The sequence below is a fragment of the Pseudocitrobacter sp. 73 genome, from assembly GCF_008369545.1.
Classification (GTDB): Bacteria; Pseudomonadota; Gammaproteobacteria; order Enterobacterales; family Enterobacteriaceae; genus Pseudocitrobacter; species Pseudocitrobacter vendiensis.
In genome coordinates this window covers 1-20,345 of sequence record NZ_VTZO01000015.1, presented here as the reverse complement: position 1 = coordinate 20,345, position 20,345 = coordinate 1, and the positions used below count along the sequence as shown (strand labels likewise).

At 53.3% G+C, this 20,345-nt stretch carries 17 protein-coding genes and 1 pseudogene; 13 read left to right on the top strand and 5 right to left on the bottom strand.

Annotation, left to right across the window (positions count from 1 at the left end; translation table 11 throughout):
* Nucleotides 1–1,290 (top strand): TRAP transporter large permease, encoded by a 1,290-nt coding sequence (locus tag F0Q32_RS16040; RefSeq protein ID WP_149463867.1) that lies wholly within the window; start codon nt 1–3, stop codon nt 1,288–1,290.
* Between the two features lie 40 nt (nt 1,291–1,330).
* On the opposite strand, the gene F0Q32_RS16035 is transcribed toward F0Q32_RS16040, so the two are convergent.
* On the bottom strand, nt 1,331–2,182 hold the full coding sequence (locus F0Q32_RS16035) for an AraC family transcriptional regulator (protein WP_149463866.1): 852 nt from the start codon (nt 2,180–2,182) through the stop codon (nt 1,331–1,333).
* A 151-nt stretch (nt 2,183–2,333) separates the two neighbouring features.
* Between F0Q32_RS16035 and F0Q32_RS16030 the strand changes: the two genes are divergently transcribed.
* The 3 genes from F0Q32_RS16030 (at nt 2,334) to F0Q32_RS16020 (ending at nt 6,724) form a co-directional block, all read left to right on the top strand.
* Nucleotides 2,334–4,172 carry a DUF2264 domain-containing protein gene (locus F0Q32_RS16030; protein WP_149463865.1) on the top strand — a complete coding sequence of 613 codons (1,839 nt, stop codon included), beginning with the start codon at nt 2,334–2,336 and terminating at the stop codon, nt 4,170–4,172.
* 61 nt (nt 4,173–4,233) lie between these two features.
* Entirely contained in the window at nt 4,234–5,502 is a 1,269-nt protein-coding gene (locus F0Q32_RS16025) for an oligosaccharide MFS transporter (RefSeq protein ID WP_149463864.1), read from the top strand.
* Between the two features lie 31 nt (nt 5,503–5,533).
* Nucleotides 5,534–6,724, top strand: a complete 1,191-nt coding sequence (locus F0Q32_RS16020; RefSeq protein WP_149463863.1) for a glycoside hydrolase family 88 protein — start codon at nt 5,534–5,536, stop codon at nt 6,722–6,724.
* A 104-nt stretch (nt 6,725–6,828) separates the two neighbouring features.
* Here the strand turns inward: F0Q32_RS16020 and F0Q32_RS16015 are convergent, their stop codons facing one another.
* The 4 genes from F0Q32_RS16015 to qseB form a co-directional block, all read right to left on the bottom strand.
* Entirely contained in the window at nt 6,829–7,143 is a 315-nt protein-coding gene (locus F0Q32_RS16015; protein WP_015962980.1) for a putative quinol monooxygenase, read from the bottom strand.
* Between the two features lie 30 nt (nt 7,144–7,173).
* Nucleotides 7,174–7,755: an NAD(P)H-dependent oxidoreductase gene (locus tag F0Q32_RS16010; protein ID WP_149463862.1), complete on the bottom strand. Its 582-nt coding sequence runs from the start codon at nt 7,753–7,755 to the stop codon at nt 7,174–7,176.
* Nucleotides 7,756–7,861: 106 nt separating this feature from the next.
* The gene (gene qseC / locus F0Q32_RS16005) at nt 7,862–9,211 is read right to left on the bottom strand and encodes a quorum sensing histidine kinase QseC (protein ID WP_149463861.1); all 1,350 of its coding nucleotides are present in this window, start codon (nt 9,209–9,211) and stop codon (nt 7,862–7,864) included.
* Complete coding sequence (gene qseB / locus F0Q32_RS16000) at nt 9,208–9,867, bottom strand: quorum sensing response regulator transcription factor QseB (protein ID WP_149463860.1); 660 nt, start codon at nt 9,865–9,867, stop codon at nt 9,208–9,210. Before qseB ends, qseC begins: the two co-directional genes overlap by 4 nt.
* Nucleotides 9,868–10,020: 153 nt before the next feature.
* On the opposite strand from qseB, the gene F0Q32_RS15995 reads away from it, so the two are divergent.
* The 9 genes and pseudogenes from F0Q32_RS15995 to F0Q32_RS15955 all read left to right on the top strand — a co-directional run.
* The gene (locus F0Q32_RS15995; protein ID WP_149463859.1) at nt 10,021–10,413 is read left to right on the top strand and encodes a YgiW/YdeI family stress tolerance OB fold protein; all 393 of its coding nucleotides are present in this window, start codon (nt 10,021–10,023) and stop codon (nt 10,411–10,413) included.
* A gap of 62 nt (nt 10,414–10,475) precedes the next feature.
* Nucleotides 10,476–10,943 (top strand): annotated as a pseudogene (locus F0Q32_RS15990) (GyrI-like domain-containing protein); the annotation flags it as partial.
* A 115-nt stretch (nt 10,944–11,058) separates the two neighbouring features.
* Entirely contained in the window at nt 11,059–13,317 is a 2,259-nt protein-coding gene (parC, locus tag F0Q32_RS15985; protein WP_149463857.1) for a DNA topoisomerase IV subunit A, read from the top strand.
* A gap of 256 nt (nt 13,318–13,573) precedes the next feature.
* Complete coding sequence (plsC, locus tag F0Q32_RS15980; RefSeq protein WP_149463856.1) at nt 13,574–14,311, top strand: 1-acylglycerol-3-phosphate O-acyltransferase; 738 nt, start codon at nt 13,574–13,576, stop codon at nt 14,309–14,311.
* Between the two features lie 118 nt (nt 14,312–14,429).
* Nucleotides 14,430–15,842, top strand: coding sequence for a cell division protein FtsP (gene ftsP / locus F0Q32_RS15975; RefSeq protein ID WP_149463855.1), 1,413 nt, complete (start codon nt 14,430–14,432; stop codon nt 15,840–15,842).
* Between the two features lie 141 nt (nt 15,843–15,983).
* A complete protein-coding gene (locus F0Q32_RS15970) occupies nt 15,984–17,078 on the top strand; it encodes a hypothetical protein (RefSeq protein ID WP_149463854.1) in 1,095 nt (364 codons plus the stop codon).
* A 59-nt stretch (nt 17,079–17,137) separates the two neighbouring features.
* Nucleotides 17,138–18,643 carry a hypothetical protein gene (locus F0Q32_RS26185; protein WP_188016874.1) on the top strand — a complete coding sequence of 502 codons (1,506 nt, stop codon included), beginning with the start codon at nt 17,138–17,140 and terminating at the stop codon, nt 18,641–18,643.
* 3 nt (nt 18,644–18,646) lie between these two features.
* Nucleotides 18,647–19,018, top strand: coding sequence for a hypothetical protein (locus tag F0Q32_RS15960; protein WP_149463853.1), 372 nt, complete (start codon nt 18,647–18,649; stop codon nt 19,016–19,018).
* A 133-nt stretch (nt 19,019–19,151) separates the two neighbouring features.
* Nucleotides 19,152–20,345, top strand: a 1,194-nt coding sequence (locus tag F0Q32_RS15955; RefSeq protein ID WP_149463852.1) for a YgiQ family radical SAM protein, incomplete at its 3' end; no start/stop codon positions are given.

Genomic DNA, 20,345 nt, shown 5'->3' with positions numbered 1-20,345 from the left:
ATGGACATGACGCTGCTTGTTTTTGTGGTGACGTTTGTTGTGCTGATGGCTATAGGCATGCCGGTGGCCTATGCGGTCGGCCTGACCGCAGTGGTGGTCACGGTGATGGCGGATTTCTCTCTGGATGGCTTAATCATCACCATTTTCCACAGTACCGATAACGTCAACCTGCTAACGATCCCGTTCTTTGTGTTCGCGGGCGCAATCATGGCGGAAGGCGGTATGGCAAGACGGTTGGTGGATTTTGCCGGGTTATTTGTCGGCTGGATCCGCGGTGGACTGGCGCTGGTGAACATTCTGGCCTCCACGCTGTTTGGTGCCATTTCTGGCTCGTCGGTTGCCGATACCGCTTCAATTGGCTCGGTATTGATTCCTGAAATGGAGCGCAAAGGTTACCCGCGTACTTTTGGCGCGGTGCTCACTGCGAGCGCCTCGGTGCAGGCAATTCTGGTGCCGCCTAGCCATAACTCGGTGCTGTTTGCGATTGTTGCTAATACCGCGGCGGTCACCATTCCCGGTATGTTCCTGGCGGGGATTGTTCCCACTTTCGTTCTGTGTGGCACATTGATTGTGCTGTGTTTGATCTCCGCCCGACGCAATAATTATCCGAAAGAGGCGAAAATAGAGCTGCGGCGCAAACTGAAAATTGCGCTGGATGCCATCTGGGGTCTGATTACCATCGTGATCATCTCAGGCGGCATCCTTTCCGGCTTCTTCACGCCGACGGAATCGGGGGCCATCGCCTGTATCTGGGCGATGTTCGTCACCTTCTTTATCTATCGCGAATATAAATTCCGCGACTTTCCGAAGCTGATTCACCGCACCATTAAAACCGTCACCATGGTGATGGTGCTGATAGCCTTTGCGGCAGCCTTCGGTTCGGTGATGATGCTGGTGGATTTACCGAGCCAGATCTCCTCCGCGCTGTTGTCTCTGTCGGATAACAAATACATCATCCTGATGATTATCAACGTGATGTTGCTGCTGCTGGGCTTCCTGATGGATATGGCGCCGCTGATCCTTATCCTCACGCCGATTCTGCTGCCGGTGGTGATGCAGTTGGGGATAAACCCGATGCACTTCGGCATCATCATGATGACCAACCTGGGAATTGGCCTGATTACGCCGCCGGTGGGCTCTGTGCTGTTTGTCGCGAGCGCGGTGAGTGGGCTGAAGATAGAGCAGGTAGTGAAAGCGATGCTGCCGTTCTATTTCGCGCTGTTTGTGGTGCTGATTCTGGTGACCTATATCCCGGCGCTGTCGCTGTGGCTGCCGTCGCTGTTCCTGTAAAAGCCTGACGTCATGGAGGCCACCTGCGCCTCCATGACGGTTAACCCGCGCGATGATTTTTCCGATACTGTAACGGCGTTTCGCCAATCCCTTTCTTAAACGAGCTGATAAACCATGTGGTATCGGCAAATCCGACCTGGCTTGCCACTTCCGCCACGCTCATCGCGCTATGCAGCAATAATTCGCAGGCTCGCCGCAGTCTTATCGTATTCAAATAGTTATGGATATATTCCCCGGTCTCAATGTGAAAGCGCCGTGAAAGATAGCTGCGCGATTTACCGAGATCCTGCGCCAGCTTATCGAGGCTGAATTTTTGCCGATAGTTTTCTTCTATCCAGAACATCACCGGGCTGGCGATACCGTGGTTATCCTCTGGCATTTTTTCCTGCGCGGGTGGCAGCATGTGAAGCAACGCCATCAGCAGGCTGGCAATATGCTCCGCGCTGAGCCCGGAAGCGGCAAGACGGGCGTAAAGTGTAAACAGATAATCGATATGAGGATGTGCGTCGGCAAGGTCGGCAACAAAGGCCGGGGCTGCGCGTTGAGACAGCATTTGCAGACGGCTTCTCGCGTCGGGAAAGTCGCGAAGCAGGCGAATAATCGCATGCTGATCGAGATGAATAATCGTGCGCCGGTAGGTGTCCTGTGCTTCTTCATCCACCATCACTTTGTGCAGCGTAAACGGCGGGAAGAAAAACAGCCGCCCCGGGCGCATGGTGTACTGGCGATTATCGACAATCACCACGCCGAATCCTTCTTCAACGTACAGCACTTCCAGACACTGATGCCAGTGGTGGTAGCGCACGCTGTTAGCGTACAGGCGGCTGAATGACGCTACCTTATCCTTCAGCGTGATCAGCTCCAGACGTTCCGCATTTAATGATGTACTCATAGCAACAGAATTAAATTTTTACGTTATTAATTCCCCCACTAAACCACCGTTTTAAATTTTATCAAGCTGCGGTTTATTTAATCATATCAGTTGTGACCGGGTTAACATTTCACGCCCTGTCCGATTCTCTATGCTTGAGCCACTTTCGAGGATGGCTAAGCAGAGGGTTCTGGCGGAGATGGAAAAATCAAATTCATTGTCTTCACGTGAAGAGGTGGTGACCGCGCTCACAGGCATGTTGAGCGCGCTGGATAAACAGTTTCCCGCCGGTGCGGCGCAATTCTCGTTGGGCGATACCTGTGCGCATTACAGTGTGGATATTGCCGAAATGGAAGGGCTGTCACGCGCGTTGTGGGGCTTGTTCCCGCTGTTGGCGGGCGGAGCAGAGGTACCCTTCTGCGATAAATATTTCACCGCCATCAAGACAGGCACCGATCCACACAGCCCAGGGTATTGGGGCGAAACGGGACCCTACGATCAGCGTCTGGTCGAGATGGCGGCCTATGGCCTTGGGCTGGCGCTGTTACAGGGCCGCTTCACCGATCATTTCAGCGCCGCTGAGCTGAATAATCTGCACCGCTGGCTGGATCAAATCACTGATTCACAAATGCCGGACAGCAACTGGAACTACTTCGCCATCATGGTGCAATTGGGCTTTAAACGCGCCGGATTGCCGTACGATCGTCAAGCGATCGACCAACGTTTTGCGATGATGGAAGCTTACTATCTGGGCGATGGCTGGTATTCCGATGGTCCGGGGCGGCCTAAAGATTATTACATCTCAATGGCCTTTCATTTTTATGGCTTGATCTACGCGACCCTGAACGGCAGCGACGATTCGCAGCGCGCGGCGACCATCCGCGAACGCGCCACGCTGTTTGCTCGCGACTTTATCTATCTCACCGCCGCCGATGGCGCCTCCGTACCGTTTGGCCGCAGCCTGACCTACCGCTTTGCGATGGTTGCCTTCTGGAGCGGCGTAGCATTCGCCGGGCTGGACGTCTTCTCTCCGGGCGTGGTGAAAGGCATCATTTTGCGTCATTTGCGCTGGTGGCTGGAAAAACCGATTTTCGATCGCGACGGTATTCTGACCCTTGGTTTCGCCTATCCGAATCTGGCGATGTGTGAGGATTACAACTCGCCGGGTTCGCCATACTGGGCGCTGAAGGTCTTTTTGATTCTGGCGCTTCCGGCAGACCACCCGTTCTGGCTGGCGGAAGAACTGCCATTGCCCACGCTGGAGGAGGTTCATGTCATTGCGCCTGCGCAGCAGGTTTTGCAACACAGTGAACATTCACAGCATGTTGTGATGCTCACCTCCGGCCAGCTTGAACTGAACAACTATGTGAATACGGACGCCAAGTACACCAAATTTGCCTACTCCAGCCACTTTGGTTTCACCATCGAACGTGGGCGTTACGGCATTAAACACGCGGCCAGCGACTCCATGCTGCTGCTTGCCGAGAACGATAACCACTGGCGCGGGCGTCGGGAATGTGAAAGCGTCGAGATACAGGGGAATGCCATTGTTTCACGCTGGTCGCCCTGGCAAGACGTGCACGTCACCACCTGGCTTATCCCGGCGGGTGAGTGGCACGTGCGATTACATCATGTTGATACTGCTCGTTATTTGCAAAGTGCCGAAGGCGGTTTCGCGGTGATGAAGGCCGATGCGCAGCAGGGTGAAGGCCGGTGTCAGATTAACGCGCGCAATGGTGTCAGCGTGATTGCCGATCTCTCACCAACGCTTACACGGCAGGGTGATGCGGTCGTGACGCCGCCAAACAGCAGTGTGATGTTTGCCGAATGTGCGTCGATTCCGTTACTCACCATCGACCTGACGCCGGGTGAACACTGGCTCTGCTGCGCGGTGGCTGCCAGCGGCGACGTGACGAAAAAATATCAACAGCCGCCACGGCTGGTTATTGAAAAGAATACGCTCAGAGTTATTGGTGAATCAGACAAACAATATGCTTCTCTGAGTTTTTAATTTTCCGGGCACAAGCCCGGAATACTCTCTGTTGACCCTACATGCTTTCGTCGAGGATGGTATGGAAAAGTTATCGTCTCAAAACAGGCTTGAATATTACAAAATAAGTACCTTTATTTTTCTCTACTTTTTTACCTGGTCCGCCAGTATTGGGTTATTTGCTATCTGGTTAGGGCAAAAAGCTAATTTAAGCGGGACAGTGATTGGTACAGTTTTTGCGGTGAATGGCATCTTTGCTGTCATCCTAAAACCGATTTACGGATATATTCTCGATAAAATAGGGATGAGTAAATGCCTGCTCTATTTTGTCGTAGCCGTATCGGCTCTGATGGCGCCATTTTTTATTTATGTCTATCAACCGCTGCTGCTGTCACACACAATGCTGGGGATTATCGTCGGTGCGATTTATCTGAGCTTCGCCTGGTATGCGGGCGTGGCGGCCTGTGAATCGTATGCAGATCGTTACAGTCGCTTAAACGGTATGGAGTTCGGCCAAATCCGTATGTGGGGATCGCTCGGCTGGGCTGTAGCGTCCTCTTTCTCAGGCCTGCTGTTTAACCTTTCGCCGGCTTATAACTTCATCATGGGCAGCGTGACGTCAATTATCATGCTGGTCGTGCTTATCAGCCTGAAAGTGAACACTAACTCTGTTTATGCCGGCGAGGTATTGACCAAAGAGAAAATCGCCCTGGTTGATGTCTATGCCCTGCTGCGAAGCGGTAAATTCTGGGCCTTCTGCATGTATGTCGCCGGCGTGGCGTGGATGATGTTTATCGCCGAGCAGCAGTTCTCGCGCTATTTCGTCACTTTCTTCGAGGATGTTCATCAGGGCAATGCGCTGTTTGGCTATCTTGGTACCGTGCAGTCCGGCATTGAATTCGTGATGTATATGTTTATTCCGCTGGTGGTGAATTATATCGGTGCCAAACGCGGGCTGTTAATCGTCGGGGCCGTGGTCGGCGCGCGTTTGATTATTTCCGGGCTGTGTGATTCACATCTGCTTATTTCCGTACTGAAGCCGCTGTATGGACTGGAGATCTGTTTGCTGCTGGTATCGGTATTTAAATATATCGCCGAACATTTCGATAAACGCGTGAATGCGACCATGTACCTGCTGGGTTACCAGGCGATGTTATATGTCGGTAATGTCGTGGTCTCCTCACCTGCGGGCATTCTTTATGACCGTATTGGTTTTGAAAAAACGTACATCCTGATGGGATCAATCGCCCTGCTGTTTACTGTTATCTCGGCATTTACCTTATCCGCCTGTCGCACCCAACGTCACCGCCCTGCGGCGCTGAATGTGGCTGAAAATAATGCGGCTAAATAATCCTGAACCGAAGAGTAATAAGGACATGAAAATGCACAATTCCGTCATTGAGGAAACATTACCGGAATTCCCGGGCGCGCCGGTGAGTATGGACGCGTTTAACGATGAGATGGGTGCTGCGCGACAGCACGTTCTGACGCTGATTCGCCGCCATATGGCTGAATTTGGTGAAAAGTTTCCGGCAGAAACCTGCGAAAAAGGGTTTTATCCACTGAAGGAAAATGTCGAATGGACCACCAGTTTCTGGACCGGCCAACTGTGGCTTGCCTGGGAGATGAGCGATGATGAGACTTTCCGCGCATTAGCGGAAAAACATGTGCGCTCGTTTGGCCTGCGTATTGCCGGGCGACACGATACCAACACGCACGACCTTGGCTTTTTGTATACGCTCTCCTGCGTTGCCGCCTGGCGTTTGACGGGCAATCGCGATGCTCGTGGTTTCTCCCTGCTGGCCGCCGAAGCGCTGCTGGAGCGTTTTCATCGCAAGGCGGAGATCATTCAGGCATGGGGCGATCTCAGGGATCCCGCGCAGGCCGGTCGCATGATCATTGACTGCACCATGAATCTGCCGCTGCTTTACTGGGCCAGTGAACAAACCGGCGATCCGCGTTTTGCCGAGGCGGCAAAAGCGCATGTGCGCCAGTCGGCGAAGTATCTGGTGCGCGACGACGCATCGACCTATCACACCTACTATATGGATGTGCAGACCGGGGCGCCGCGCTTTGGCAATACGCAGCAGGGCTATGCGGATGACTCCTGCTGGTCGCGCGGGCAGGCGTGGGGCATCTATGGTTTTATGCTGAGTTACCTCTACACCGGCGACAAGCAACTGATTAGCCTGTCGAAAAAGCTGGCGAACTATTTTCTTAATCGTCTGCCGGAAGATGCAGTATGCCACTGGGATCTGGCATTACAGGGAACTGATGCGCTACGTGATTCCTCTTCGGCAGCGATTGCGGTGTGTGGACTACTTGAACTGGTGAAATCTCTGCCGGTTACCGATCCGGATCGTGCGCGCTACCAGCAATGGGCGATGGGGATGATGTCGTCGCTGACGAAGCATTATCTGACGGGGTTAGACGAGCCGGGTAATGGCCTGCTGAAACACTCGGTCTACCATTTATCCGGGAATAAGGGCGTGGATGAGTGCAGTAGCTGGGGGGATTATTTCTACGTTGAAGCGCTGGTGCGGATGACACAGAGCTGGAAATTGTACTGGTGAGGTATTGCCCGGTGGCGCTGCGTTTACCGGACCTGGATTAGCTGGCAATCCTTTGTAGGCCGGGTAAGCGTACGCGCCACCCGGCACTACATTCAGACTAAAGCTTAAACGCCCGCTTCCAGGATACGAATAGACATATCCAGCACGTCGTTTTTCACCGCTTCGCTGTAGGCCTTCATGTGCGGCGTTTGCAGATGCGCTTCAAGATGCGCGATGCTTTCCCACTGCTCAATCATCACGATAGAGTCGGGTGACGTGGTCTGGAAGCTCACGCCCGCCGCATGGTCAACCATCGGCGCGTAGCCGTGGCAGCCTTCTTCCTGCAAAACGGTCGGGATGATTTTCGCGAACTGATCCAGAACCGCCTGACGGTGGTGTTGGCCCGGACGAGTACGGATCTCTGCAATAACTGTCAACATAGTAAACTCCTTCTTAATCCAGCTTCCCAGTTAAGCAAAAATTTTACCAAGATGCTCGCGGTATTCTGCAATATAACGCGGAACGTCAGGCATTTTGATGACGTCGTTGGCAATAAAGGTTGGCAGCGCTTCCATTCCCAGGAACTGGTTGGCTTTGTGGAACGGCAGATAGACACCGTCTACGCCCACGCCGTGGAAGAACTGTTCTTTATCGGTGAACGCTTCCATCGGTGCGTTCCAGGTCAGGGAAAGCATATAGGTTTTGCCCTGAATCAGACCGCCGGAGCCATATTTTTTGCTGGCGTCGGAACGTGTACGGCCATCGCTGGCATACAGTGCGCCGTGGCCTTCGGTGAACACGTCATCAATATATTTTTTCACGGTCCACGGTGCGCCCATCCACCAGCCTGGCATCTGCCAGATTACGGAGTCGGCCCACAGGAAGTTTTGTACTTCGGCTTTCACGTCATAATCGCTGTCGGCGCGCACAACTTTAACTTCATGCCCGGCGTCGCGCAGGAAGCTTTCCGCGACCTCGGTCATGGTGTCGTTCAGTTGACCGTTAGAGTGGCCGAATTTTTTTCCGCCGTTAATAATCAAGATGTTGCTCATTTTTCGTCCTCGGTATAAAGCGTTTGGCCGTTATAATACCCCTCATGACGAAGCGTGAATATGAGCAAAATGTGCAAAGTCTTTTGCTGTATGAGCAATAATCTCGCTACCAACGCACCCGCGCTTCAAATCCGCCTTCAGGAATATTGCCGAAATTCACCGTCATACCGTGGAGAGACGCAATGCGCCGCACAATTGACAATCCCAGCCCGCTGCCTGTTTGCTCTTGCCCTGGCGGGCGATAAAAACGCTCGCCCATTCGCGCCAGCGCTTCCGGCGACACGCCCGGACCGTTGTCACGCACGGTAAAACCGTTTTGTTCCAGCGTTACATCGATAACGCTGCCCGATGGACTGTAGCGTACGGCGTTATCCAGCAGATTACGCACCAGCAGGCTGAGCAGCAGGGGCTGCGCGGTGCGGGCAATGCTGATGTCATTGAGGTGTAAGCGTACTTCGATTCCGGCACGCTGGGCGCTGTGATAAATATCCATCACCGCAGATTGCAGCAACTCCTCCAGCTGGACAGTCTGAACGTCGGCCAGATTATCCAGTGAATCGAGACGGGAGAGGGTGAGCAACTGTTCCACCAGGCGAGTGGCGCGGTCGATTCCTTCATGTAGCTGTGACAACGCTTTCTCGCGCGCGTCGGTATCATCTTGTGACAGCTGCGCCACTTCAGTCTGCACTTTCAGCGCGGTTAAGGGGCTACGCAATTCGTGAGCGGCGTCGGAGGTAAACCGTCGCTCGCGGATCATCATTTCATGGGTTTGATGGAAAAGGTGATTGAGAGCATCAACCAGCGGGCGCACCTCGTTGGGTACGCCTTTCGTATCGAGTGGCGTATCATCTTCTGGCGAGCGGCGGCGTAGGGTGAGCGTTAATTTTTTCAGCGGCCGCAGTTCGCTGCTAAGCAGCAGGATCAACAGTAAAAACATCACCGGCAGCGCAACCAGCCACGGCGTAAGCTGCGACGTGATGATGTCCAGCGCCATCTCTTCGCGGTATTCCCACTCCTGGCCGACCACGATGCGGTATTTTTTATCGGCAGTAGTCAGCCACAGAAAGCGCCAACGATCGTCATCATTGATCAGATTGCCGTCGTCAAATCCTTCCCGGCGATAGCTATATGGGATAAAGGGGCCATTTTCGCCATCGTGCATCACCATTCTGCCGTCAATCGCGTACACCGCGAAAGCCAGCACATCGTCATCAAGATGCCCGTGTTTGACCTTTTTGGGCGCGCGGATAAACTGCCGGGAGCTACGAATGTCGGTAAAATCCATCGCGCTGATGCGCTTGGCGAACAGCATTTGCTGGGTATCGAAGAGCTTATCCAGCTTATTGGTCGTTTGATGCCAGGCCACCAGGCTGGCGCAGAGCCATGCGGCGGCGGAAAGTAGCATAAACAGCAGCGTCAGGCGAACGCGCAGGCTGAGGCGGGGAAACAGTTTCACTGCGCCCCCAGCGTATAACCGATGCCGTGTACGGTGCGGATAAACTCGCTGCCCAGCTTGCGACGCAGATGATGTACATGCACTTCCACAGCGTTACTGGTGACGTCGTCATCCCAGCTGTAGAGCTTTTCTTCAATAAGTTTGCGTGGCAGCACGCGTCCGCTATTACGCATCAGCAACTCCAGTAGGGCGAATTCTTTCGGTTTAAGGGCCAGAGGTTCGCCATTGAGCGTGGCGGTAAGTTTGCCAGGATCGAGCGTCACCGCGCCGTGACGCAGTTCATTGCTCGGCTGCCCATGCGCGCGGCGAATTAAGGCTTCCAGTCGGGCGGCGACTTCGATTAGCGCGAAGGGCTTACATAAGTAGTCGTCGGCACCGAGGCGTAAGCCTTCAACACGCTGGCTGAGCGCATCGCGTGCAGTAAGAATCAATACTGGCTCATGATGCGACTTTTCTCGCCAGCTGCGCAGAATATCCAGCCCATCAATGCCCGGCAGAGTAAGGTCGAGAATGACTGCATCATAGGGCGCACTGTCGAGGGCTACTTTCCCTTCTTCGCCCCGCGTAAACCAGTCGACCGTAAAGCCCATTTTGCCAAGGCCGGTTTTTAGCCCGTCGCCAATCAGTTTGTCATCTTCTACCAGTAAAATTCGCATCACGCTCTCCTTGCCACTCTGCTTTAATAAAGCCAGTAAACCCTTATCAGACCTGCGCTGTACAGTAAAAAAAAGAATATTTTTACCTTAAGAAGTCGTTAAGCATTATCCTGTTTAATGGCTTTCGTAATGAAATTTAAGGGAGAAAATATCATGAAGAAACTTGCTGCAATGGCTGCCGTCCTGGCACTGATCGCTACCCCGGTTCTGGCTAACACTCAAGGCGGTTTTTCCGGCCCAAATTCAACGTCAACACAAAGCGGCGGCTTCGTTGGCCCGGATGGTACCGTAACCACCGTTGCCAATGCGAAAACCCTGCGCGGTGACACCTGGGTTACGCTGAAAGGGACTATCGTTGAGCGTATCTCTGACGATCTCTATACCTTCAAAGATGAAACCGGCACCATCAACGTAGATATCGACGACAAACGCTGGAACGGTCTGACCGTCACCCCGCAGGATAAAGTGGAAATTCGCGGCGAAGTGGATAAAGACTGGAACTCGGTTGAAATCGACGTCAAACAGATTCAGAAACTGAAACCGTAATCTTAAAGCGCCATCGGCTTCATAGCTGCTGGCGCATTTTTTATGTATGTTGAGGCCTCTATATGGATGTTACCCTCGTCAACTTTCCCCGTACCCAGGTTGCTTTATTGCAACATCGCTGTAGCCCGGAACTAGTGAACTACAGTGCGGCTAAGTTTATTTTATGGCGCAGAGATACTGGCCTGTCACCGATAGAACAAAGCAACACATTTGGCATTGCCTGGGATGACCCGCAAACGACGCCGCCGGAAGCATTCCGTTTTGATATCTGCGGCAGCGTAGACACCCCCGTACCTGAAAACGCGCACGGTGTAATAAACAGCGAAATTCCTGGCGGACGCTGCGCGGTAGTGCGCCATCACGGCTCGCTGGATACGGTCGGCGAAAGCGTCTGGTATCTGTTCCGCGACTGGCTGCCTGGCAGCGGTGAAACCCCGCGCGATTTCCCGGTCTTTTTCCAGTATCACAATTTTGTCAATGAAGTTGCCGGGCACGAACTGCAAACGGATATTTACCTGCCACTACAATAAACCGCCTTCCTCGCCTCAACTCACGGACTTGTGACTCAGCCCGTGAGATAGGGTATTATCTGCGGCAATATTGCCGTCCGAACGGTCAGCATGCAGATTTGAGGAACCCCCATTAATGAGCGATATGGCAGAGCGCCTTGCGCTACATGAATTCACGGAAAACGCCTACTTAAACTACTCCATGTACGTCATCATGGATCGCGCGTTGCCGTTTATTGGTGATGGTCTGAAGCCGGTGCAGCGCCGCATCGTCTATGCGATGTCTGAGCTGGGCCTGAACGCCAGCGCCAAATTCAAAAAATCGGCGCGTACCGTCGGTGACGTGTTAGGTAAATATCACCCGCACGGCGACAGCGCCTGCTATGAAGCAATGGTGCTGATGGCGCAGCCATTCTCTTATCGTTATCCGCTGGTCGACGGCCAGGGGAACTGGGGGGCGCCGGACGATCCGAAATCGTTCGCGGCAATGCGTTATACCGAATCGCGTTTGTCGAAGTACGCCGAGCTGTTGCTGAGCGAACTGGGACAAGGCACGGCGGACTGGGTGCCGAACTTTGACGGTACAATGCAGGAGCCGAAAATGCTGCCTGCGCGTCTGCCGAATATTCTGCTGAACGGTACCACCGGCATTGCGGTGGGTATGGCGACGGATATTCCGCCGCACAACCTGCGCGAAGTCGCTAACGCCGCCATCAAACTGATTGAACAGCCGAAAACCACGCTGGATGAAGTGCTGGATATCGTGCAGGGGCCGGACTATCCGACCGAAGCGGAAATCATCACACCCCGCGCGGAAATCCGCAAAATTTACCAGAACGGGCGCGGTTCTGTGCGTATGCGCGCGGTCTGGAATAAAGAAGATGGCGCGGTGGTGATCACTGCGCTGCCGCATCAGGTTTCCGGCGCGAAAGTGCTGGAGCAAATCGCCGCCCAGATGCGCAACAAAAAGCTGCCGATGGTCGATGACCTGCGCGATGAGTCGGACCACGAAAACCCGACGCGTCTGGTGATTGTGCCGCGTTCCAACCGTGTGGATATGGAGCCGGTGATGAATCACCTCTTCGCAACCACCGATCTGGAAAAAAGCTACCGCATTAACCTGAACATGATTGGCCTTGATGGTCGCCCGGCGGTGAAAAACCTGCTGGAGATCCTCACCGAATGGCTGGCGTTCCGTCGTGACACCGTGCGTCGTCGCCTGAACTATCGTCTGGAGAAAGTCCTTAAGCGCCTGCATATCCTCGAAGGTTTGCTGGTGGCGTTTCTCAATATTGACGAAGTCATTGAGATCATTCGCACCGAGGATGAGCCGAAACCGGCGCTGATGTCGCGCTTCGGCATTAGCGAAACGCAGGCGGAAGCCATCCTTGAGTTGAAATTGCGCCACCTCGCGAAGCTGGAAGAAGTGAAGATTCGTGGTGAGCAAAACGATCTGGCGAAAGAGCGCGATCAACTGCAGGCGATTCTCGCGTCCGAGCGCAAAATGAATAACCTGCTGAAGAAAGAGCTTCAGGCGGATGCTGATACCTTCGGTGACGATCGTCGTTCTCCGCTGCACGAGCGTGATGAAGCGAAGGCGATGAGCGAGCACGACATGCTGCCGTCTGAGCCGGTGACCATTGTATTGTCGCAGATGGGCTGGGTGCGTAGCGCCAAAGGTCACGACATCGACGCGCAGGGGCTGAGCTATAAAGCGGGCGACAGCTGGAAAGCCTCGGTGAAAGGTAAGAGCAACCAGCCGGTGGTGTTTGTTGATACCACTGGCCGCAGCTACGCCATCGACCCTATCACGCTGCCGTCGGCGCGCGGTCAGGGCGAACCGTTGACCGGTAAGCTGACGCTCCCGCCGGGCGCGACCGTTGAGCATATGCTGATGGAGTGCGACGATCAGAAACTGCTGATGGCCTCTGATGCGGGCTACGGCTTCCTGTGTACGTTTAACGATCTCGTTGCGCGTAACCGTGCGGGTAAGGCGATGATCTCGCTGCCGGAAAACGCGCACGTCCTGCCGCCAGTGGTTGTAGAAGATGAGTCTGACATGCTGCTGGCGATCACCAGCGCGGGTCGCATGCTGATGTTCCCGGTAAGCGACCTGCCGCAGTTGTCGAAAGGCAAGGGTAACAAGATTATCAACATCCCGTCAGCGGAAGCGGCGAAAGGTGAAGATAGTCTGGCGCACCTTTACCTGCTGCCGCCGCAGACCACGCTGACCGTGCACGTCGGAAAACGCAAAATCAAACTGCGTCCGGAAGAGCTGCAAAAAGTGACGGGCGAACGTGGCCGTCGCGGTACGCTGATGCGTGGGTTGCAGAAAATCGACCGTATCGATATCGACTCTCCGTTGCGTCAGAGCGCGGGAGAGAGCGAGGAGTAAAGCTTACCCCTCACCCTAACTCTCTCCCTTAGGGAGAGGGGGCTGAATGTGCCTGACATTAAGAACTGCGTTGGTTTTCACCCTCTCCCTGTGGGAGAGGGCCGGGGTGAGGGGGCAAGGGCGACAACGCACACATTTTCCTGTAAAAACGTTGTTAATTACGCCGTTGCGATTAAGAATAGCCCTTACGAGGGTTTGCGAGTCACAAATCCTGACCAATATATAACTCTAAGCGGTCAGGGCTTCAGAGGTAGCTATGCTATTTATTTTTCGTGTCATCATCGTGGTCATTTACTGCATCCTGGTATGCGTGTTTGGCTGTATCTATTGCCTGTTTAGTCCGCGTAATCCAAAACACGTTGCCACTTTTGGCCATATGTTTGGCCGTATGGCCCCGCTGTTTGGTCTGAAAGTTGAAACCCGCCTGCCTGCGGATGCCGCAAGCTATGGGAATGCTATCTACATTGCGAACCACCAGAACAACTACGACATGGTTACTGCGGCAAATATTGTGCAGCCGCCGACCGTCACCGTGGGCAAAAAAAGCCTGGTGTGGATCCCATTCTTTGGTCAGCTTTACTGGCTCACCGGTAACCTGCTGATTGATCGTAATAATCGTGCGAAAGCGCACAGCACCATCGCCGAAGTGGTGAAAGCCTTCAATAATCGCAAAATCTCTTTCTGGATGTTCCCGGAAGGCACGCGTAGCCGTGGTCGTGGCCTGTTGCCGTTTAAAACCGGCGCGTTTCACGCCGCCATTGCGGCGGGTGTACCGATTATTCCCGTGTGCGTTTCCAATACATCGGATAAGATTAACCTTAACCGCCTGAACAACGGGCTGGTGATTGTTGAAATGCTGCCGCCGATCGATACCAGCAAATGGGGTAAAGACCAGGTACGCGAACTTTCCAAACACTGCCGTGAAGTTATGCAGGCGAAGATTGAAGAATTAGATAAAGAAGTCGCCCAGCGCGAGTCTGACGGAAAACTATAAAACCGGGTCAGGCTCACTCGCCGCCGGGCGAATAAAGCACGGCGGCAAACATAAAACGCGGTGCTGGCTTACGGGAAACGAATTCCCTTTTTGATTGATCAGTTTTCATGGAGTTTATATGTCACTCAGTCGGCGTCAGTTTATTCAGGCATCGGGCGTTGCGTTCTGCGCAGGGGCAGTGCCGCTGAGGGCAAATGCCGCAGGGAAACAGCCTGAGCTGCCGATACCGCCGCTGGTGGAATCGCGTCGCGGACAGCCTCTCTTTCTTACCTTACAACGTTCTCACTGGTCCTTCTCTCAGGGCACGCGCGCGCCTGTCTGGGGCATCAATGGTCGCTACCTGGGGCCGACTATCCGCGTGTGGAACGGTGATGACGTCAAACTGATTTACAGCAACCGCCTGACGGAAAACGTCGCCATGACCGTGCGCGGTTTGCAGGTTCCTGGCCCGCTGATTGGCGGTGCGGCGCGCATGATGTCGCCAAACGCCGACTGGGCGCCGGTGCTGCCGATTCGTCAGTCCGCCGCAACGCTCTGGTATCAGGCCAATACGCCAAACCATATGGCTCAGCAGGTCTACAACGGCCTGGCCGGAATGTGGCTGATTGAAGATGAAGTCAGTAAGTCTTTACCTATTCCAAACCACTACGGCGTGGACGACTTCCCGGTGATCATTCAGGACAAGCGTCTGGATAATTTCGGCACGCCGGAATACAGCGAACCCGGCAGCGGTGGCTTCGTTGGCGACACGCTGCTGGTGAACGGCGCGCAAAGCCCGTATGTCGAAGTATCACGCGGATGGGTGCGTCTGCGCCTGCTGAACGCCTCTAACTCACGCCGCTATCAGTTGCAGATGAGCGATGGCCGCGCGCTGCACGTGATCTCCGGCGACCAGGGCTTCCTGCCTGCGCCTGTTTCGGTCAAGCAGCTGTCGCTCGCGCCGGGTGAACGACGTGAAATTCTGGTCGATATGACCAATGGTGATGAAGTCTCCATCACCTGTGGGGAAGCGGCAAGCATCATGGATCGCCTGCGTGGTTTCTTTGAGCCGTCGAGTATTCTGATCTCTACGCTGGTGCTCACCCTGAAACCGACCGGCCTGCTGCCGCTGGTGACGGATAACCTGCCTATGCGCCTGCTTTCCTCCGAGATCATGACCGGCACGCCGCTGCGCAGCCGCGATATTGCACTGGGCGATGATCCTGGCATCAACGGCCAGTTGTGGGACCCGCAGCGTATTGATATTACCGCGCAGCAGGGAACCTGGGAGCGCTGGACGGTACGCGCGGATGAGCCGCAGTCGTTCCATATTGAAGGCGTCATGTTCCTGATCCGCAACGTTAACGGCGCAATGCCGTTTCCGGAAGACAGAGGCTGGAAAGATACCGTGTGGGTGGATGGGCAAATTGAACTGCTGGTCTACTACAACCAGCCGTCCTGGCCGCACTTCCCGTTCCAGTATTCCAGCCAAACGCTGGAGCTGGCCGATCGCGGCTCGATTGGGCAAATTCTGGTAAACCCCGCACCGTAACGCGGGATGCAGGGAATCAGCGCCGGGCAATGCCTGGCGCTGTTGTTTTGTCGCCATAATTCAGAATTTGACCTGCTGCCCAGACAAAGAAAAAAACGCTATCGTAGAGCAAAAGCAAGGATTGCGTTCTGGGGTTAGCACATGGATTCTTTACCGGTATTGCTGTGGGTTTACGGCCTTTTTTTTCTGATATCGCTCGTTGCGGCACTCTTTAAGGCACATTACAAAACCCTTTTCTTTCAGGTGATCTTCCCGCAGCTCGCGGTCATTCTCTTACTTTTTATCCTCCTGGCGGCGACGTCTCTGATAAGCAACGGGGAGCATGAAGCCCGGGATCTCATCATGGGCGAAATTCTGCCAGGCAGTTTACTGGCCGGGGGAGCGCTAGGTTGGTTTGTAGTTGGACGTCGCAAATATGCAGGGGCGTTATGTCACCTGTTTATGCTGTTCGCGATGTTAGGGTTGATAGCGGTTTCTCATCCTGTTTTGTGGTCAGCATTGAATTGCGATGAGGGCTGGTATTGGGAATTAGGCCCTTTGCCGTGGTTATACAGCTACGTTTCAACGTTGCTGCTGATACTGGCCTTCTTTTACCAGCGCTGTCGACAGATGCTGCTGTGGGTGATGCTTCCTCAGTGGGCGGTAGTAGGTGGGTTATTGTTCGCGCTGGATTATTTTGACCAGTTGAGCGGCGCCTGGCTTGCGTTGTTTATTGCTGTGCCAATCTATCTTTGTGTCGGCGTGCTCCCGGCGCTTGTGCTGGGCTTCTGGATGAAGCGAGTGTGGTTAGTCTGGCTGCTATGCCATCTGCTGTTTCTGGGGAGCATGCAGATAGTGATGCCGGGTTTATGGCGCGGTTTCATTCCGGGGTGGCAGGAAAAAAGCAGAATTGCCCTGCTGGAGCGAACAAAGCACGGCGATTTTAGTGAACTGGAAGATATTGACGATCGCGACGCGCTGGAAAAGCTGCTGTCCCAGTCGGCCGAAGACCCCGGCACGCCGGAGGTTTTAGTGACGGCATTGCAGCAGATCCAGAAACAAAAGGCCCCATTACCGGAAGCGCAAATGGTAAATTTCATTACAGGAGAAGAGAATCCTGCATTGATCAACGCTTATCACCGTGCGGGTTTAACCTGTGACGCGCTGTTTGCCATGGTTGACCGTGTTTATCCGGAAGGCGCCGTTGCCCGCGAGGTGACGCTTAACTCGTTACATGAACAGTGCAGGAATGAATAGCAAATGGACGGCGGGCATGTGGTCAGTACTCGTAACCTGAGCTTTAAGGAAAAAGCATAATGGGGCGGGAATTCGCGTTCGCAATTTGGTTATGGCCGCTGGCTATTGCCGATATTATGGCGCTCATACTACTTGGTTTTGCGATAAAACATCCTCGTGTACGGGAGATTTTTCTGTGGCTGTTGTTGCCGCAAATTTTCCTGGTCAGTGCAGGTTCATTACTTTTTTACTGGCTTAATATTGACGAAAGTCTCATCTTCTTTGCGCTTATTAGCCAGTTTGTCTCACTGTCTTTTGCTCTTATTGGGCGTCGGCATTTCAAATATCTATGCTTTCCATGCCATCTCCTTTTTGTTGCGGTTTGGGGATATCTTGAACCTGTCAATTACCTGACGCGTGAGGTCGTGCATGGCTGGGAGAAAAAACAAATCTTACGCCTTATTGATTGTGCTGAACGGGAAGGCGTAATTGTGCTGAATAGCATTCATGATAATGCCCAGCTAAAACACATACTCACACAAGCGGTACTGACGCCTGACGTTTCAGATATGACGTTGAAGGCACTGATTACGCGGGTTGATACACCGTTTTCCTGTTGTGGCGATTCGCACCCATTTTTTATGGCCGTCACGCATCTGAATGCCCGTGCGGTTTATCAGTTTAGCCCTTTGTTAATCGGAGACTCTTTACAGGCGAGAAATCATCGTTTGATGGTCTATCAACATAATCCACTGTACTGGATGTATTTTTACCTGAATGGTAAGTTGAAATATCAGCATGAACAGGGGCTACGCTCTCTGGCGACCGCAAGGGAAATCAGTGAGAAATTGCTGGAAATCATGCCAGAGCTTTTAACGGAAGATGTTTACGAACAAATTATTAATACCAGAGATCACGAAACGTTAAGTTTCTTTTGGCAAAAACAGCAGCCCAAAATGCAGATACATCGCTTGCAGATGTTAGCACTTATTGGCGACAGCAAGGCGTTAGTGGCAGCGATAACCGATAATCCCTCGTTACTGGAAGCGCGTGATGATGATATCCCAATACTGAATATTATTATTCGTTATGACGATATGAAAAAACACAGTAACAATATTACGCTCCTGGAATTTATCGTGCGTTTTGCTGATGCTTCGACAGTTAAGGAATTGATAACGGCCAATATCATCGACTGGCAACATTTCATGTTACCTGAGGATGACTATACGCCATTACGACTGGCGGCCATTAAGCAGGAAGAGGGCGACCGCGAGACCCTCCCACTTGTACTAAAAGATATGCTGAAACAAAAAATATCTTTCTCGGATAAAAATATCGCGGACGCAATAACAAGCGGCGTGAAGCCAGAAATGCTTCTTGCCTCTGGTATGACGAAAGATCGACTGTGTACTGCGCTTGTTGGTGCTGCGAACCAGGGAATAACTTCAAGTGCATTGCGCGATATCGATTCAGGGCTGTGTTGCGAAGGCAAAGTAGAAGATGGTTATCAGGGGGATTCTGGGGATGTACGGCGTTTCTATACCGGTATCGCACAATGCATGTTCATTAAGTTAAAGGATTGATAAATGGATGGCCCACAGATATTTGCAATGATTATTATGCTAACCGTTAATAGCCAGATTTTTTATCTGGCGCAGTTGGTTATCCTGCTCATTCTCTCCATTTCATCGTCTTACTTTCGCGATCTGTTTTTGCGTGTGGCAGCCCCTCAAATCGGCATTGCTATGCTGTTTGCGTCCGTTTTATGGGGGATTGGCGAGAAAGAGACGGCTGGGATGTTTTGGACGGCATTCCCGGTGTATCAGGTTCCGCTGCTTTTTGCGGCTTTGCTTACCGGGAAGTGGCTGCGCTCGGCGCATCCAGTGTTACTGCTGGTATTCCACTGCACAGGGCTGACAGTATTCTTTGCCGGGGTATGTTGTTACTTCCATTCATGATGGGCGATTCACGGATGAGTTGACCGTTATCCGTCGTATCTCAGGCAACAATCTCCTTCATTTCCCCCATGAATACAGCGTATAATCCCCGGCCTTTGATTATTTTTTTACCACTTTTCTTTTTGGAAGCAAAATGAGCTCTATCTCCCTGATCCAACCGGATCGCGACCTGTTCTCCTGGCCGCAGTATTGGGCCGCCTGTTTTGGGCCGGCACCGTTTTTGCCAATGTCCCGTGAAGAGATGGATCAACTTGGCTGGGATAGCTGCGACATCATTTTGGTTACCGGAGACGCGTACGTAGATCATCCGAGTTTTGGGATGGCGATTTGCGGTCGTATGCTGGAAGCGCAGGGTTTTCGCGTGGGCATCATCGCGCAGCCGGACTGGAACAGCAAAGACGACTTTATGCGTCTGGGCAAGCCGAACCTCTTTTTCGGCGTGACCGCAGGCAACATGGACTCGATGATCAACCGCTACACGGCTGACCGTAAGCTGCGTCAGGACGATGCCTACACGCCGGATAACGTCGGTGGAAAACGCCCTGATCGCGCGACGCTGGTTTATACCCAGCGCTGCAAAGAAGCGTGGAAAGATGTGCCGGTAATTCTGGGCGGCATCGAAGCCAGCCTGCGTCGTACCGCGCACTACGATTACTGGTCTGACACCGTGCGCCGTTCGGTGCTGGTCGATTCCAAAGCGGATATGCTGATGTTCGGTAACGGTGAGCGTCCGCTGGTGGAAGTAGCGCATCGTCTGGCGCAGGGTGAACTGATTTCGCAGATTCGCGATGTGCGTAATACGGCGATTATCGTAAAAGAAGCGCTGCCGGGCTGGGCTGGCGTGGATTCCACGCGTTTAGATACGCCGGGGAAAATCGACCCGATTCCGCATCCGTATGGCGAAGATTTGCCGTGTGCCGATAACAAGCCGGTTGAACCGCAAAAAGCGGAAGTCAAAACCGTCACCGTTCAGCCGCCGCGTCCGAAGCCGTGGGAAAAAACCTACGTGCTGCTGCCGTCTTTTGAGAAAGTGAAAAGTGATAAAGTGCTGTATGCGCACGCCTCGCGTATTCTGCACCATGAAACAAACCCAGGCTGCGCGCGTGCGCTGATGCAAAAACATGGCGACCGCTATATCTGGGTCAACCCGCCAGCGATTCCGCTTTCCACCGAAGAGATGGACAGCGTGTTCGCGCTGCCGTACCAGCGTGTTCCTCACCCGGCGTATGGCAACGCGCGTATTCCGGCGTATGAGATGATTCGTTTTTCAATCAACATCATGCGCGGTTGCTTCGGCGGTTGTTCTTTTACTCTTGTTTTTATGTAT

Bases quoted from the DNA above. Each gene is read 5' to 3' on its own strand.
- F0Q32_RS16030 (WP_149463865.1), top strand. From the start codon at position 2,334: ATGGCTAAGCAGAGGGTTCTGGCGGAGATGGAAAAATCAAATTCATTG.
- F0Q32_RS15960 (WP_149463853.1), top strand. From the start codon at position 18,647: ATGGATGGCCCACAGATATTTGCAATGATTATTATGCTAACCGTTAAT.
- ftsP (WP_149463855.1), top strand. From the start codon at position 14,430: ATGTCACTCAGTCGGCGTCAGTTTATTCAGGCATCGGGCGTTGCGTTC.
- F0Q32_RS16010 (WP_149463862.1), bottom strand. From the start codon at position 7,755: ATGAGCAACATCTTGATTATTAACGGCGGAAAAAAATTCGGCCACTCT.
- F0Q32_RS16020 (WP_149463863.1), top strand. From the start codon at position 5,534: ATGCACAATTCCGTCATTGAGGAAACATTACCGGAATTCCCGGGCGCG.
- parC (WP_149463857.1), top strand. From the start codon at position 11,059: ATGAGCGATATGGCAGAGCGCCTTGCGCTACATGAATTCACGGAAAAC.
- F0Q32_RS16040 (WP_149463867.1), top strand. From the start codon at position 1: ATGGACATGACGCTGCTTGTTTTTGTGGTGACGTTTGTTGTGCTGATG.
- F0Q32_RS26185 (WP_188016874.1), top strand. From the start codon at position 17,138: ATGGGGCGGGAATTCGCGTTCGCAATTTGGTTATGGCCGCTGGCTATT.
- F0Q32_RS15970 (WP_149463854.1), top strand. From the start codon at position 15,984: ATGGATTCTTTACCGGTATTGCTGTGGGTTTACGGCCTTTTTTTTCTG.
- F0Q32_RS15995 (WP_149463859.1), top strand. From the start codon at position 10,021: ATGAAGAAACTTGCTGCAATGGCTGCCGTCCTGGCACTGATCGCTACC.
- plsC (WP_149463856.1), top strand. From the start codon at position 13,574: ATGCTATTTATTTTTCGTGTCATCATCGTGGTCATTTACTGCATCCTG.
- F0Q32_RS16025 (WP_149463864.1), top strand. From the start codon at position 4,234: ATGGAAAAGTTATCGTCTCAAAACAGGCTTGAATATTACAAAATAAGT.
- qseB (WP_149463860.1), bottom strand. From the start codon at position 9,867: ATGCGAATTTTACTGGTAGAAGATGACAAACTGATTGGCGACGGGCTA.
- F0Q32_RS16035 (WP_149463866.1), bottom strand. From the start codon at position 2,182: ATGAGTACATCATTAAATGCGGAACGTCTGGAGCTGATCACGCTGAAG.
- F0Q32_RS16015 (WP_015962980.1), bottom strand. From the start codon at position 7,143: ATGTTGACAGTTATTGCAGAGATCCGTACTCGTCCGGGCCAACACCAC.